This is a genomic window from Hungatella sp. SL.1.14, assembly GCF_024460495.1.
Classification (GTDB): Bacteria; Bacillota; Clostridia; order Lachnospirales; family Lachnospiraceae; genus Hungatella; species Hungatella hathewayi.
On the sequence record NZ_JANFYJ010000002.1, the window covers coordinates 274,715 to 288,307 of the forward strand.

15 protein-coding genes are annotated in these 13,593 nt (G+C 50.9%); 14 read left to right on the top strand and 1 reads right to left on the bottom strand.

Features of this window, described 5'->3' with window-relative positions; genetic code table 11:
- Nucleotides 1–112: 112 nt before the first annotated feature.
- The 6 genes from NE473_RS03530 to NE473_RS03555 all read left to right on the top strand — a co-directional run bounded on the left by NE473_RS03530 (nucleotide 113) and on the right by NE473_RS03555 (nucleotide 5,286).
- Nucleotides 113–982 (top strand): aminoglycoside 6-adenylyltransferase, encoded by an 870-nt coding sequence (locus tag NE473_RS03530; RefSeq protein ID WP_055650026.1) that lies wholly within the window; start codon nucleotides 113–115, stop codon nucleotides 980–982.
- Nucleotides 983–1,082: 100 nt separating this feature from the next.
- Nucleotides 1,083–2,075: a Gfo/Idh/MocA family protein gene (locus NE473_RS03535; protein WP_055650027.1), complete on the top strand. Its 993-nt coding sequence runs from the start codon at nucleotides 1,083–1,085 to the stop codon at nucleotides 2,073–2,075.
- A complete protein-coding gene (locus NE473_RS03540; RefSeq protein ID WP_055650028.1) occupies nucleotides 2,053–2,706 on the top strand; it encodes an HAD family hydrolase in 654 nt (217 codons plus the stop codon). The genes NE473_RS03535 and NE473_RS03540 overlap by 23 nt, the downstream gene beginning before the upstream one ends.
- Nucleotides 2,707–3,082: 376 nt before the next feature.
- Nucleotides 3,083–4,114 (top strand): LCP family protein, encoded by a 1,032-nt coding sequence (locus NE473_RS03545; protein WP_022032283.1) that lies wholly within the window; start codon nucleotides 3,083–3,085, stop codon nucleotides 4,112–4,114.
- 137 nt (nucleotides 4,115–4,251) lie between these two features.
- Nucleotides 4,252–4,851, top strand: a complete 600-nt coding sequence (locus tag NE473_RS03550; protein ID WP_055650029.1) for a DUF3793 family protein — start codon at nucleotides 4,252–4,254, stop codon at nucleotides 4,849–4,851.
- 3 nt (nucleotides 4,852–4,854) lie between these two features.
- Nucleotides 4,855–5,286 carry a flavodoxin gene (locus NE473_RS03555; protein ID WP_006774084.1) on the top strand — a complete coding sequence of 144 codons (432 nt, stop codon included), beginning with the start codon at nucleotides 4,855–4,857 and terminating at the stop codon, nucleotides 5,284–5,286.
- A 90-nt stretch (nucleotides 5,287–5,376) separates the two neighbouring features.
- Here the strand turns inward: NE473_RS03555 and NE473_RS03560 are convergent, their stop codons facing one another.
- Entirely contained in the window at nucleotides 5,377–6,909 is a 1,533-nt protein-coding gene (locus NE473_RS03560) for an alpha-amylase family glycosyl hydrolase (RefSeq protein ID WP_055650030.1), read from the bottom strand.
- A gap of 171 nt (nucleotides 6,910–7,080) precedes the next feature.
- Between NE473_RS03560 and NE473_RS03565 the strand changes: the two genes are divergently transcribed.
- The 8 genes from NE473_RS03565 (at nucleotide 7,081) to NE473_RS03600 (ending at nucleotide 13,566) form a co-directional block, all read left to right on the top strand.
- Nucleotides 7,081–8,019: a helix-turn-helix transcriptional regulator gene (locus tag NE473_RS03565; RefSeq protein WP_055650031.1), complete on the top strand. Its 939-nt coding sequence runs from the start codon at nucleotides 7,081–7,083 to the stop codon at nucleotides 8,017–8,019.
- A 38-nt stretch (nucleotides 8,020–8,057) separates the two neighbouring features.
- A complete protein-coding gene (locus NE473_RS03570; protein ID WP_055650032.1) occupies nucleotides 8,058–9,113 on the top strand; it encodes a metal ABC transporter substrate-binding protein in 1,056 nt (351 codons plus the stop codon).
- Complete coding sequence (locus NE473_RS03575; RefSeq protein WP_055650033.1) at nucleotides 9,114–9,821, top strand: metal ABC transporter ATP-binding protein; 708 nt, start codon at nucleotides 9,114–9,116, stop codon at nucleotides 9,819–9,821.
- Nucleotides 9,821–10,714, top strand: coding sequence for a metal ABC transporter permease (locus NE473_RS03580; protein WP_055650034.1), 894 nt, complete (start codon nucleotides 9,821–9,823; stop codon nucleotides 10,712–10,714). The genes NE473_RS03575 and NE473_RS03580 overlap by 1 nt, the downstream gene beginning before the upstream one ends.
- 1 nt (nucleotide 10,715) lies before the next feature.
- Complete coding sequence (locus NE473_RS03585; protein ID WP_006776558.1) at nucleotides 10,716–12,071, top strand: TrkH family potassium uptake protein; 1,356 nt, start codon at nucleotides 10,716–10,718, stop codon at nucleotides 12,069–12,071.
- Nucleotides 12,072–12,170: 99 nt separating this feature from the next.
- Nucleotides 12,171–12,824 carry a potassium channel family protein gene (locus NE473_RS03590; protein WP_006776557.1) on the top strand — a complete coding sequence of 218 codons (654 nt, stop codon included), beginning with the start codon at nucleotides 12,171–12,173 and terminating at the stop codon, nucleotides 12,822–12,824.
- Nucleotides 12,825–13,116: 292 nt separating this feature from the next.
- Nucleotides 13,117–13,329, top strand: a complete 213-nt coding sequence (locus tag NE473_RS03595) for a FeoA family protein (RefSeq protein ID WP_055650035.1) — start codon at nucleotides 13,117–13,119, stop codon at nucleotides 13,327–13,329.
- Between the two features lie 15 nt (nucleotides 13,330–13,344).
- Nucleotides 13,345–13,566: a FeoA family protein gene (locus NE473_RS03600; RefSeq protein ID WP_022032276.1), complete on the top strand. Its 222-nt coding sequence runs from the start codon at nucleotides 13,345–13,347 to the stop codon at nucleotides 13,564–13,566.
- Nucleotides 13,567–13,593 lie beyond the last annotated feature (27 nt).

Genomic DNA, 13,593 nt, shown 5'->3' on the forward strand with positions numbered 1-13,593 from the left:
CGGTATTTTTAGTATGAGGTGGAGAGGGTACGTTTATGCACCATGGAAAATTCTAATCTTGTACAGGATTTCCGATTCTGGTAAAATGAGGATAAAAAAGGAGGAGCTTTTTATGCGGACAGAACAGGAAATGTTTTCAATGATTCTCGATGCGGCAAAGGCGGACGGCCGAATCCGCGCCGTATATATGAATGGATCCCGGGTTAATCCGGAGGCGAAACACGATATTTTTCAGGATTATGATATTGCTTATGTTGTGACAGAGACGGAATCCTTCCGGGAGGACAGAACATGGATCGACCGGTTTGGGGAGCGCCTCTATATGCAGTATCCGGAGGAGAACAGCGAGTATCCTTCGGATGTGACCAACTGCTACGGATGGCTTATCCAGTTTGCCGATGGTAACCGTCTGGACCTGCATGTGCAGACGCTTTCCTGGGCCTTACGTGCGATGGAGGAGGACCGGATGTTCCGGATTCTGTATGATAAGGATGGCTGCCTGGCGGAAGCGCCGGAGCCGGCGGCGGAGTTTTACCGGGTGAAACGGCCGGAGGAGAGCCGGTTTCTCTCTGTCTGCAATGAATTCTGGTGGTGCCTGAACAATGTGGCGAAGGGGCTGTGGAGAAAAGAGATACCGTACGCACAGGATATGGTTAATTTCCATGTGCGTCCCCAGCTGATAAGGCTTCTGTCCTGGAAGGCAGGAATCGACACGGATTTCACGTGCAGTCCGGGAAAATCCGGAAAGTATCTGTACCGTTATTTATCGCAGGAGGAGTGGTCCCGTCTGATGAAAACGTATGCGGGCGGCAGCGCGGACGAGATGTGGGAAGCGGCAGACACTATGTGCGTGCTGTTTCACGAGACTGCTCTGGCTGTGGCGGAGCAGCTGGGATTTCAGTACGATAAGAGAGAAGCGGAGGCGAGTCTCCATTTTTTCCGCCATGTAAGAGGGCTGCCTGAAGATGCAAAAGAACTGTGAGGGGAGAACCTGAATTGGTAAAACAGTGGTTCCGTGAGTGGAAAAAGCAGATCGACCGGTGCTGCATGGAACTTGAACTTGTCATAAAGGAGGCAAAATGATGAAAACATATAACTGGGGAATCATAGGAACCGGATCCATTGCGCGGGAGATGGCGGCAGCCCTGACTGCCTGCCGCGGCACCGTCTATGGTGTCTGTGGGACGAGCAGAGAGAAGGCGGAGCGCTTTGCGGCGGAGAATGGAGTTCTTCACGCGTTTGCGGATGGGGCTGCACTGCTTGCAGATGAGAATGTGGATATTGTATACATTGCCACGCCTCATAACATGCATTTCGATTACATCAGACAGGCGGTTCTGGCTGGAAAACACGTTCTTTGTGAGAAGGCCATAACGGTTTCGTCCGCGGAGCTGGAGGAAGCGGCTGCGCTGGCGGAGGAAAAGGGCGTGGTGGTGATGGAGGCCATGACGATTTTTCATATGCCGCTCTATAAAAAGCTTAAGGAGATCGTGGATTCGGGAGCAATCGGCCCGGTAAAGATGATTTCCGTCAATTTCGGAAGCTGTAAGCCTTACGATGTGACCAGCCGGTTCTTTCGTAAAGAACTGGCCGGAGGCGCGCTTCTTGATATCGGGACGTACGCCGTATCCTTTGCCAGGTATTTTCTTGATGAGAGACCGGATACGGTGCTGTCAGCAGTGAAACGGTTTGAGACGGGGGTAGATGAAGAGTCCGGGATCGTCCTTATGGGAGAAAACGGACAGATGGCGGTTATCGCACTCTCCATGAGAGCCAAACAGCCGAAGCGCGGCGTCGTAGCCGGTGAACTGGGCTATATCGAGGTCTCTGAATATCCGAGAGCAGACCGGGCCGCCATTGTCTATACTGCAGACGGAGGGAGGGAGGAGATTGCCTGCGGCGACAGCAAAAAGGCTTTGGAATACGAGGTGGAAGATATGGAAAAGGCTGTGTCGGAACATCTTGTGTCAGAGAGCATGGCCCTTTCCCGGGATGTCATGTGGCTTTTAAGCAGTGTACAGAAGCGGTGGGAAGAACAGGGAGGACAGAAGGATGTACCAGTGCTGCATATTTGATTTGGATGGAACGATTATCAATACACTGCATTCTTTAAGGAAAACGGTGAATGAGACGATAAAACAGTTTGGCTATGGCCCCATGGATGAGTACCGCGTTAAGTATTTTGTGGGAGACGGATATAAAAAGCTGATGGAACGGACGCTTAAATACTGCGGGGACACAGAGCTTACTCATTATGAGGCGGCGCTGGAGGTCTATGATGAGATGTTTAAAAAGTACTGTTTGTATCAGGTGGAACCGTATGCCGGTATGCCGGAATTTTTGACGATGCTGAAGGAAAAGGGAATCCGGATTGCGGTGGTGACGAACAAGGCCCATGACCGTGCCGTCGAGTGTGTGGAGACAGTCTACGGCCCCGGCTTTTTTGATAAGATAACCGGCGAGGGAAACGGTATAAAGTGTAAGCCGGATCCCGAGGGCGCCCTTAAAACGGCGGAGGAATTTCATGTAAAACCGTCGGAATGCCTCTATTTTGGAGATACCAATACCGATATGAGAACAGGAATTAACGCCGGCATGGATACAGCAGGGGTTCTGTGGGGATTCCGGGACAGAGCGGAACTGGAGGCGTTTAAGCCAAAGTATATCATCAGCCATCCGGATGAAATTAAGTCCCTGTTCCGGTAACCGGATTTGTGCAGATTAAAAGAATGAATAAAAATAAAAAAAGACAGGAAACTAAAGAGAGATACTCTGGACAGAGGTTCTTTCTCGGCTTTGGGTGCGGGGACGCGCAGGGAGATTTCATATCCCGTGTCCGCCCCGCTTCCTACTCACCACAAAAATGGCCGGGATTGTCGGACACAAAATGCATGTGTTCGCCATTCCCGGCCATTTTTATGGTTCGTATCCAGACGGCGGTACACTGGGATATGAAATCTCCCTGCGCGTCCCCGCACCCAAAGCCGAGAAAAAACATGAGCGGACAGAGGATTCTCTCTTTTTTGTTTTCAGAAAAAAGGAGGGACATTTTACGGGATAACGGATAGTCCAAGGAGGAGACATGGCAAAGCGTTGGAAATGGGGATTTGTGATACTGGCCGCGGTATGGGCCGCACTTTTCGGAACGATGCTGGGATATGCCTGGAATGTGACGCATCAGGCTGAGCCGATGCTGAAGGTGCCGATGGAACAGGTTCAGAATACCAATATCAGCGAGGTCGCCCAGGAGACGATGGACCGGTTCTGGACTGTAGCTGTGTTTGGGGTGGATTCCAGGGAGGGAAAGCTTGGAAAAGGTACGAGGTCCGATATGGAGATGGTGTTAAATATCAATCTGAAGACTGGAGAGATCCGAATGGTGTCGGTTTACCGGGACACCTACGTAAAGATTGATGAAAAAAATAAATACGACAAGATTAACCAGGCGTATTTCGAGGGTGGTCCGGCCCAGGCCATATGGGCCCTGAGCGAAAATATGGATTTGAACATCGACGATTACGTTTCCTTCAGCTGGAAGGCCGTGGCTGACGCCATTAACTTATTGGGAGGAATCGATGTGGAGATCAGTCCGGAGGAATTTAAGGTGATCAACGGTTTTATTACGGAGACTGTGGAATCCACGGGAGTCGGCTCTCACCATTTAAAGAAGGCGGGAGTGAATCATCTGGACGGGGTGCAGGCCGTGGCCTACGCAAGGCTTCGGAAGATGGACACGGACTTTATGAGGACGAAGCGCCAGCGGCTGGTGGCGGAGCTGGTGCTGGAAAAACTGAAAGAGGCCGATTTAGGTACGGTGCGCCAACTGGCATTTTCCATACTTCCCCAGGTCTCCTCCAGTGTGGGGATGAAGGATATACTCTCTCTGGCAGGTACGGTGTCGAAATTCCATCTGACGGAGACCGAGGGCTTCCCGTTTGAGCTGAAGGACGCTCTGGTTGGAAAGAAGGACTGCGTCATACCGGTCACTCTGCGGGACAATGTGATCCGCCTGCACCAGTTTTTATTTGACGAGGAGGAGTATGTACCTTCGAAGCAGGTGGACGAAATCAGCCGGCAGATTGAGCTTCGTACTGCAAAAAGCAAAAAAAAGTAAAAAAAATACTTGAAAAAACAGTTAGCATATGCTAATCTATATGAGGTTAGCAATGACTAACTTAAGGCTTTCAAAAATCTGGATCGATAAAATAAGTTTACTCCGGGGATAATGAGAAAGAGGAAGGAGTGAAACGGATGTCAACAGACGCAATTATGTCATATATTTCAGAGTGCAGCCGCGCAGGAAGGCTGGAGTTTCAGGTTTCCATCCAGTGCGCCCCCGTCTTAAAGGGAATCAAGGCATCGAATCTTGTGACGATGGCAAAGGGGTCGCTGCAAACGGTAAGAAATGCGCTGGCAGGTACGGAAATTACGGCGGTTATGCTGGCAGCCGGTGACAGGACGGAGGTTCTGCTTCTGTACCGCTTTCCCATGCTGAAAGCAATTCTGGCAAATAAGGAAATCAGAGAGTTTTTAAAATCCTGCGGTTACGTGCAGTTTGATCTGGCGTCGATTCTGATGGGATTAAAACGCAAATATACCGCATATCTGGCCGGCAGCGGAGAATTCCCGCACGAACTGGGCGTTCTTCTCGAATATCCGGTCGAGGATGTCAGGGATTTTATCCGTTATAACGGGGATAAGTTTCTGTTTACCGGTTACTGGAAAGTATATCATAATCCTGCTCAGGCAAGGGCGAAATTCACCCGGTACGACCGGGCGAGAGAAGCCGCCATGCAGCAGATCATAAATGGATGCCGCCTGCATGAAGTGGCGGTAAGAAAGGGAGAATAAAACATGAGTGATATTTACGTAGTATATTTTAGTTCAACAGGAAATACAGAGGAGATGGCGAAGCATGTGGCCGACGGAATTGAAAGAAAGGGAGGCAGTCCTGTGCTGACCGAGATCGGAAGTGTGGATCCGGACCGCTTAAAGGAGGCTTCCGCCTTTGCGCTCGGCTGTCCTGCCTGCGGTGCAGAGGAGCTGGATGAGAGCATGGAGACTCTGATTGAGGAGATATCCGGTTCTCTGGAGGGCAAGCACGTCGGCCTGTTCGGCTCTTACGGCTGGGGCGGCGGCGACTGGATGCGCGAGTGGGAAAAGCGCATGGCGGAGCGCGGCGCCAGGATCGTCGGCGGCGAAGGTGTAATCGCGCTGGAGTCCCCGGATGGAGACGCAGAGAAGCAGCTTAAGAGCCTGGGCGAAGAGCTGGCGGAATTAGGATAATCCGGGCGAAAAACGAAAAAGTCAGAAATCAAAGAGGCCTGCAGGAATCGCGATCGAACATTCCTGCAGGCCATTCTATACTCATTCTCTCTATTCCAGAACAAGGAAAGACTGTGGTTCCAGAATGATGCGGTCCTCCTCCCATCTGCCGTTTCCGATGGAATAGATGACGGATTTCTGACCAACGGAAGGAACCGTGACCGTACCGCCGGATGGATTGACAGCAACAGTCAGAGCTCCACGCCGGTATACGAAGGCCGCCGCTCCCTTTTCCGCATAGACCGGTTCAAAGACCGCGTCGGCCTGTAAATCGGCGTTTGCGTGGCGCAGAGCCAGCAGGGATTTTACGGTGTGAAGCAGGGAACCGGGATTCGATTCCTGTGCGGCAACCGTGGGCGCGTCGTCTGCCTCGTCAACCGGGAGATAGAGGCTGTCTTTTTCTGCTTCGGAGAATCCGGCGTTCTTTTCATGGTTCCACTGCATCGGAGTACGGGAACCGGTTCTGAAATAGCCGCCTTCCTTCGTGGGGAGTTCTAAGTATCGCATTCCGATCTCATCTCCGTAATAGAGATAGGGGACGCCCGGCATGGTGAAAATGAATGCAAAGGCCAGCTTTAACTCGGTCTCGTCCAGATTATAGCGGGGGCGGAGCGTGTCGTGATTGCAGGTCAGGAGACAGAAGTAGCCGTTATCCCTGGAAGCTTCGTATCTGGGGAGGTAATCCTCCAAAAATCTTGTGATATCGCCATGGCCATCCTTTTTAAAGAAGCTGTGGTCTTCCTGGTTCTCATAATCCCGCATCAGGGTGCTGTAGCCGTTGCCGCGTCCGTTTAAAAAGAAGTCCATGTGGAAACCTGCCTTAAGCGCAAGCTGGGGATTGCCCCATTCGGAGACCATAGCGGCTTCCGGATAGTCGCTGTCCAGCATTTCCCTGACATTACTCCAGATGGCGCAGGTGCCTGTCTTTTCCTCATCGTCATTCTTTACGAGGGAGGCGGCCATGTCCACGCGGAAACCGTCACAGCCCTGATCAAGCCAGTATCGCATGACATCCTTCATGGCCTCTCTGGTGGCGATGCAGTCCGGATGATCGACAGGAAGCTGCCACGGCTCCTTTGGATTTAAAAATCCATAATTTAAGGCTGGCTGGCATTTGAAAAAGTTGAGTACATAGACGCCGCTGCGTTCGCTCTCTCCGCCGATATATGGAAATCCCTTAGCGCCTTCGAAGCAGTGGCTGGTCCAGATATAGCGGTTGGAGTATTCGTTGGTTTCCGCCTTCTGACTCATGGTAAACCAGGGATGTTCCTCGGAAGTGTGTCCGGGAACGAGGTCCAGAAGGACGCGGATCCCTTTTTTGTGGGCTTCCGCAAACAGACGGCATAAATCTTCGTTGGTTCCGTAGCGGGATGCTGCCTTCTTATAGTCACGGACATCGTAGCCCGCATCCTTAAACGGAGAGTCGAAGCAGGGGTTGATCCACAGGGCATTGCAGCCCAAGTCCCTTATGTAGTCCAGTTTTTCGATGATTCCCTGAAAATCTCCGATTCCATCCCCGTTGGTATCTTTAAATGACTGGGGATAAATTTCATAAAATACTGCATCTTTTAACCATTGCGGCATGACTGTTTCCTCCTGTTTAATCCATACATTGTCATTGGGATCCGAAAAGATATCACAGCATTGCGGTTGACATCTTCTATATTGATAATATACTATAGAGATAAAAGAAAATCTTGCAAAATAATACCGGATAGTAACACAATCCTATGATGTTACGGAGGAAGAAGAGGAATGGAGAAAATTGGGCTTCAGACGGGGAACACAGGCGGCCGGATGCCGGACTACAAAGAAAAGACGAATCACGGGGATGCGCTGATGCCGGTCCGCTATTACCACTGCTCCGTGCCGAATTCCTACAGAAATTTATCGCTGCACTGGCATGAGGAGATGGAGATCACTCTGATTAAGTCGGGGACCATCTACTATGACATTGATTTTGAGACTTTTTCGGTGGAGAAGGGGGATTTGCTTCTGATTTCTCCGCATATTCTGCATTCCGCCCATGAGATGCCGGGAAAGAGTATGGTATCGGACAGCCTTGTGTTCCATCTTGACTTTCTGGGCTATCAGGTTCCGGATGCCTGTACAATAAAGTTTTTAAATCCGGTTCAGTCCGGAAAACTGCGCTTTCTTCCTGTTGTAAAGCCGGGGGCGGCCGGATATGAGGAGATGAAGGAGTGCTTTGTCAGTCTGCTGGAGTGTTTTAACGGGAAGCAGTATGGATATGAGCTGTATACGAAGGAGCTGCTTATGCGCCTGTTCCGCCTGCTGTACCAGTACGGCTGTGTGGCAAAGCATGAGGGGACTCATGGGGAATTTGGCGCTGAGGAGAAGTTAAAAGAGGTTCTGTCGTATATTCAGTCAAATTACAGGGAAACGTTAACGATAGAGGAGCTGTCATCGGTTTGCCATTTCAGCCAGACTCACTTTATGAATTTCTTCAAACGGTATGCGGGCATGACGTGTATGGAGTATATTAACCATTACCGGATCACCAGAGCGGCGGCCGATCTGGTGGAGACGGAGCGGCAGGTGATGGATATCGCGATGGAAAACGGCTTTCGGAATATCTCGTATTTTAATAAAGTATTTAAGGAACGTTTCGGGGTGTCGCCTGGGAGCTACCGGAAAAACAGCCGGGAAAACCTTTCCCTGCCCTGTAAAATGTGATATACTATGCAGATGGAATCAGATAGGAGACGGAATGAATGAATAAAAAGAAGAGAATCCCGCGGCTGTGCTGCATCGGAACCGTGATTCTGGCTATGATTCTGACCGGCTGTGTCAGGCGGCAGAGCCCTCCTGCGGAGACGAAAACAGAGGGCGGGAAGCTGAATGTGGTGACAACGCTGTTTCCTTACTACGATTTTACGCGGCAGATTGCCGGCGATCATATTGAGCTGACCATGGTGGTTCCGGCCGGCATGGACAGCCATTCCTTTGAGCCGACCCCGGCTGACATGATTACGATACAGAACGCCGATGTGCTGATCTGCAACGGCGGAGCCATGGAGCACTGGCTGGAGCGGGTCCTCTCGGCGGTTGAATCACCCCATATGGTTATTATGACAGGCATGGATTATGTGGATACCGTGCAGGAGGAGATCGTGGAAGGCATGGAAGAGGAGACTCATGATCACGACCACGGCCATGGGCATGGAGACGAACCCGAACCCGGTCATAAGGACATGTACAGCCATGATCTGGCTGACGATGACGGCCATGGGGAGGAGATTGAGTACGATGAACATATCTGGACCTCACCGGTGAACGCCATGAAGCTGGTAAAGGGCATCGAAGAAACCCTGTCAGCCGCCGATCCCGGCAGCCGTGCAGAGTATGAAGCGAACGCGGAAAGCTATCTGTTAAAGCTTAAGCAGCTGGATCAGGAGTTTCGCGATGTGATCGCCCATGAAAAGCGGAATATGATTATTGTGGGGGACAAGTTCCCTTACCGTTATCTTGCAGATGAGTACGGTTTGCGCTACAGGGCGGCATTTTCCGGCTGCAGTACGGATACGGAGCCCAGCGCCAGGACCATTGCCTATCTCATCGATAAGATGAAATCAGAGCAGATTCCGGTCATCTATTATCCGGAGCTGACCAGCCACCGGGTGGCGGAGATCATTGCGGAGGAGACCGGCGCCAGGCCGCTTCTGCTGCATTCCTGCCATAACGTGACGAGACGGGAGTTTGACAGCGGAGTGACCTACTTAGAGCTGATGGAACAGAATGTGACTAATTTGAAAAAAGGACTTGAATAGATGAATTCATTGATACAATGCAGCCATGCGGATTTCGGATATGAAAACCAGGATGCCGTGGTGGATGTCACGATGGAAGTGAATCCAGGTGACTACATCTGCATCGTTGGAGAGAACGGTTCCGGAAAGAGTACTCTGATGAAGGGACTTCTGGGACTATTAAAGCCGACAAAGGGTACCATATCCGTGTCGGATGAACTGAAAAAAAGCGGGATTGGCTACTTGCCGCAGCAGACTGCGGCTCAGAAGGATTTTCCGGCTACCGTCGGCGAGGTCGTACTGTCCGGCTGTTTAAGCAGGCGGGGAAACAGGCCTTTCTATTCCGGAAAGGAAAAGAAGCTGGCGGAAAAGAATATGGAACGGCTGGGAATCGCAGAACTGGGAAGCCAGTGTTACCGGGACTTATCAGGCGGACAGCAGCAGAGGACGCTGATTGCCCGGGCTCTGTGTGCGACAGACAGACTGCTGATCCTGGATGAACCGATTACGGGGCTGGACCCGTCGGCGATTCTGGAGTTTTATGAGATTATCAGAAAGCTGAATCGAAAAGAAGGTGTGGCGATCTTAATGGTATCCCACGATATTGCCAACGTGGTAAAGCAGGCGGGAAAGATTCTCCATTTAAAGAGGGAAGTGCTCTTTTACGGAACGACAAAGGAATATTTGGAGAGCAGCGCCGGCCACCTGTATCTGGGAGGTGAGTTGTGATGGAGATGGTGACAGAGATGCTTTCATACCCGTTCCTCGTCAGGGCTCTGGTGGGCGGAATACTCGTCTCGCTCTGCGCGTCCCTTCTGGGCGTAAGCCTTGTGCTGAAGCGGTACTCCATGATCGGAGACGGGTTGTCCCATGTATCGTTTGGAGCGCTTTCCATCGCGGTGGCGGCCGGATGGTCCCCCTTAAAGATCTCGATCCCTGTTGTGGTTCTGGCGGCGTTTTTCCTGTTAAGAATCACAGAACATGGAAAGATCAAGAGCGACGCGGCTATCGCCATGATATCGGCGGCGGCCCTGGCGATCGGAATTATCGTTACCTCCATGACAACCGGTATGACGACAGATGTAAGCAGCTATATGTTCGGAAGTATTCTGGCCATGAGCAAGACGGATGTCAGACTCAGCGTGGTCTTAAGCATTGTGGTTTTAGGGCTGTTTCTGATCTGTTACAATAAGATTTTTGCAGTGACCTTTGATGAGAATTTTGCCAGAGCCACGGGAGTCAACGTCTCGTGGTACAATGTGCTCATAGCGATTCTGACGGCGATCACGATCGTCCTTGGAATGAGGATGATGGGAGCGATGCTGATTTCCAGCCTGATTATTTTCCCGGCCCTTACCTCCATGAGAATCTTTAAGAGCTTCCGCGGAGTCGTACTGTCCTCCGGAGTGCTGGGCGTCGTGTGCTTCTGCATCGGTATGGTGATGTCCTACCGGCTTTCCACACCGGCGGGCGCCAGCGTGGTTGTCGTCAATCTGGCGGCATTCCTGCTCTTTACGGTGGTTCAGTGGGCCCTTCATTTACGGACCGGCGGAAAGAAAGAGGAGCTTAAGCCTCCCGCAGGGGTAAGTAAAAATACAGAAGCAGAAAGGCAGCAGCAGTAACATGAATGAGAAAAAATTAATCCATGCCAGGCGCCATGTGAGCCAGACACAGTTTATTGCATATGGATTTTTCTGCGTCATTATAACGGGGACACTCTTGCTGATGCTCCCCTTTGCCAGCAGGGACGGGCAGTCGGAGCCATTTTTAAACTGTCTGTTTACGGCTACGAGCGCGTCCTGTGTGACGGGCCTTGTGGTGGCGGATACCTGGAGCCAGTGGTCCTTATTCGGCCAGCTCGTCATTCTGACCATGATTCAGATTGGCGGTCTTGGCTTTATTACGGTGGGCGTCTTTATCTCTATTATCCTGCGGCGAAAGATCGGACTGAAGGAGCGGGGCCTTATGATGGAGAGCGTCAATACCCTGCAGATCGGCGGGGTGGTGCGTCTGGCGAAGAAGATTATCATCGGAACGTGTATCTTCGAGGGGACAGGCGCGGTGCTTCTGGCAATCCGCTTCATTCCCCAGTTTGGCTTTCTGCGCGGGCTGTTTTACGGCATTTTCCACTCCATATCGGCTTTCTGCAACGCCGGCTTCGACCTGATGGGAGGACAGGCGCCATACAGTTCTTTTGTGGCCTATTATGACGACTGGCTGGTTAATCTGGTGATTATGTCTCTGATTGTGATCGGCGGTATCGGTTTCATTGTCTGGGATGATTTAAGCCGGAATAAGCTTCATTTCAGAAAATATATGCTTCAGACTAAGATTGTGCTGGTAACCACTGCCATACTGGTCTTTGGCGGCGGCCTGCTGTTTTATCTGATGGAGAGGAATAATCTTCTGGTGGGGATGAATACCAGCGGAAAGATACTGACCTCCTTATTCAGCTCAGTGACGGCCAGAACGGCCGGTTTTAACACGACAGATACGGCGGCGCTGACGGATGGAAGCAAGCTGCTGACCATCATTCTGATGTTTGTCGGAGGAAGCCCGGGATCGACAGCCGGCGGTATCAAGACGACGACTCTGGTGGTTCTCCTCTTGTGCGTGCATTCCAACATCAAGCAGACGTACGGGATCAATATTTTCGGCCGGAGACTGGAAAACGATGCGGTCAAGCGCGCCGGAACCATACTGACGATCAATCTGCTGTTGGCGCTTACGGCGTCGCTGGCCATTATGGCGATACAGCCGCTGGGATTTTCCGATATCCTGTTTGAGACGTTTTCCGCCATCGGAACGGTGGGAATGACGACAGGAATCACGAGAGCGCTGCACCCGGTATCGCGATTAATCATCATTCTTCTGATGTACTGCGGAAGAATCGGAAGCCTTTCCTTTGCCCTGGCTTTTGTCCAGTCAAAGAGAAAGCCCCATGTCCAGCAGCCTGCGGAGGCGATCAACATCGGATAACCGGCCGAAGCGCCGGTACTGTGCGGCGCAGTGCAGGATAAAACGCAATGAGAGAATGCAATGTGAATCTAAAGCTGCAGAAGCAAAGGAGAATATCATATGAAATCGATTTTAATCATAGGAATGGGGCGGTTCGGCCACCATCTCTGCCAGAATCTTGCCGCTCTGGGCAATGATGTCATGGTTGTGGATCAGAAGGAGGAGGTTCTGGAGGACCTGCTTCCCATCGTGACCAGCGCCAAGATTGGAGACTGTACCAACGAGGCGGTCTTACGAAGCCTGGGGATCGCCAACTTCGATATCTGTTTCGTCTGCATCGGAACGAATTTCCAGAGCAGTCTGGAGATCACCAGTCTCGTAAAGGAGCTGGGCGGCCGCCGTGTCATCAGTAAGGCGAACCGTGATATCCATGCCAAGTTCCTCTTAAGAAACGGCGCGGATGAGGTGATCTATCCGGATCGTGATATCGCTGAAAAGATGGCGATGCGCTACAGCGCCAATCACGTCTTCGACTACATTGAACTGACACAGGAATACTCGATCTACGAGATTCCGCCCCTGCCGGAATGGATCCATAAGACCATCCGCGAGGCGGACATCCGCAACCGTTACCACATCAGCGTCCTGGGGATCAAACGTGAGGGAAAAGCCCAGCTCATGCCTCCGGCCGATTATGTAATTCAGGCACAGGAGCATCTGATGGTGATTGGCAAGAAGGTGGATATTGATAATATACTTGAAAAGATGAAGTGAGGATGGAGTTGATTCAGAATCAGGCATGATCAGCGGTACCGGTCCCATCCGGGTTAAGTGAATATACGACAGTTACGCAAAATCATGCGGGCGGAAGACGGAATATGAGCGTCTTCCGTCCGTATTTTTTTCCTGTTCTGCGCATCTCCTCCCGAAAAATATGCCAGTATTTCCCTTATTGAGAATTATTTTCAAAAAAGTACTTGATTTTTTATTTGAATTAGCATATACTAACTACTGATAAGAAAATGAAATTGAGAATAGTTTTCAAAAATAAGCAGAGGTGGTGAATATGATGCCTTTAACCATGGCAAGAACCGGCGAAGCACAGATTATACGGAAGATCGGCGGAAATGAAGAGACAAAAAGATTTCTGGAGAATCTTGGTTTTGTAGCAGGTGCAGCGGTCACCGTAGTGTCGGCGATCAGCGGCAATATGATCGTCAATGTAAAGGATTCCAGAATCGCAGTGAATCAGGATATGGCAAAAAAAATTATGGTTTAGTAGGAGGAAAAGAGGATGCAGACCTTGAAGGAAATTCCATGCGGCACGACCGTAACCGTGAAGAAGTTAAACGGAGAGGGCGCAGTTAAACGCCGGATTATGGATATGGGAATCACAAAAGGCTGTTCTGTATTTGTCAGGAAGGTTGCGCCGCTCGGGGATCCGGTGGAAGTAATGGTGCGAGGGTATGAGCTTTCTTTGAGAAAACAGGATGCGGAACTGATTGTGGTAGAGTAAAAGATCAGGGAAGGGCGGACGCCCTAT

What these genes read in the sequence shown, in the direction of transcription:
- NE473_RS03530 (WP_055650026.1), top strand. Translation starts at nt 113, where the DNA reads ATGCGGACAGAACAGGAAATGTTTTCAATGATTCTCGATGCGGCAAAG.
- NE473_RS03535 (WP_055650027.1), top strand. Translation starts at nt 1,083, where the DNA reads ATGAAAACATATAACTGGGGAATCATAGGAACCGGATCCATTGCGCGG.
- NE473_RS03540 (WP_055650028.1), top strand. Translation starts at nt 2,053, where the DNA reads ATGTACCAGTGCTGCATATTTGATTTGGATGGAACGATTATCAATACA.
- NE473_RS03545 (WP_022032283.1), top strand. Translation starts at nt 3,083, where the DNA reads ATGGCAAAGCGTTGGAAATGGGGATTTGTGATACTGGCCGCGGTATGG.
- NE473_RS03550 (WP_055650029.1), top strand. Translation starts at nt 4,252, where the DNA reads ATGTCAACAGACGCAATTATGTCATATATTTCAGAGTGCAGCCGCGCA.
- NE473_RS03555 (WP_006774084.1), top strand. Translation starts at nt 4,855, where the DNA reads ATGAGTGATATTTACGTAGTATATTTTAGTTCAACAGGAAATACAGAG.
- NE473_RS03560 (WP_055650030.1), bottom strand. Translation starts at nt 6,909, where the DNA reads ATGCCGCAATGGTTAAAAGATGCAGTATTTTATGAAATTTATCCCCAG.
- NE473_RS03565 (WP_055650031.1), top strand. Translation starts at nt 7,081, where the DNA reads ATGGAGAAAATTGGGCTTCAGACGGGGAACACAGGCGGCCGGATGCCG.
- NE473_RS03570 (WP_055650032.1), top strand. Translation starts at nt 8,058, where the DNA reads ATGAATAAAAAGAAGAGAATCCCGCGGCTGTGCTGCATCGGAACCGTG.
- NE473_RS03575 (WP_055650033.1), top strand. Translation starts at nt 9,114, where the DNA reads ATGAATTCATTGATACAATGCAGCCATGCGGATTTCGGATATGAAAAC.
- NE473_RS03580 (WP_055650034.1), top strand. Translation starts at nt 9,821, where the DNA reads ATGGAGATGGTGACAGAGATGCTTTCATACCCGTTCCTCGTCAGGGCT.
- NE473_RS03585 (WP_006776558.1), top strand. Translation starts at nt 10,716, where the DNA reads ATGAATGAGAAAAAATTAATCCATGCCAGGCGCCATGTGAGCCAGACA.
- NE473_RS03590 (WP_006776557.1), top strand. Translation starts at nt 12,171, where the DNA reads ATGAAATCGATTTTAATCATAGGAATGGGGCGGTTCGGCCACCATCTC.
- NE473_RS03595 (WP_055650035.1), top strand. Translation starts at nt 13,117, where the DNA reads ATGATGCCTTTAACCATGGCAAGAACCGGCGAAGCACAGATTATACGG.
- NE473_RS03600 (WP_022032276.1), top strand. Translation starts at nt 13,345, where the DNA reads ATGCAGACCTTGAAGGAAATTCCATGCGGCACGACCGTAACCGTGAAG.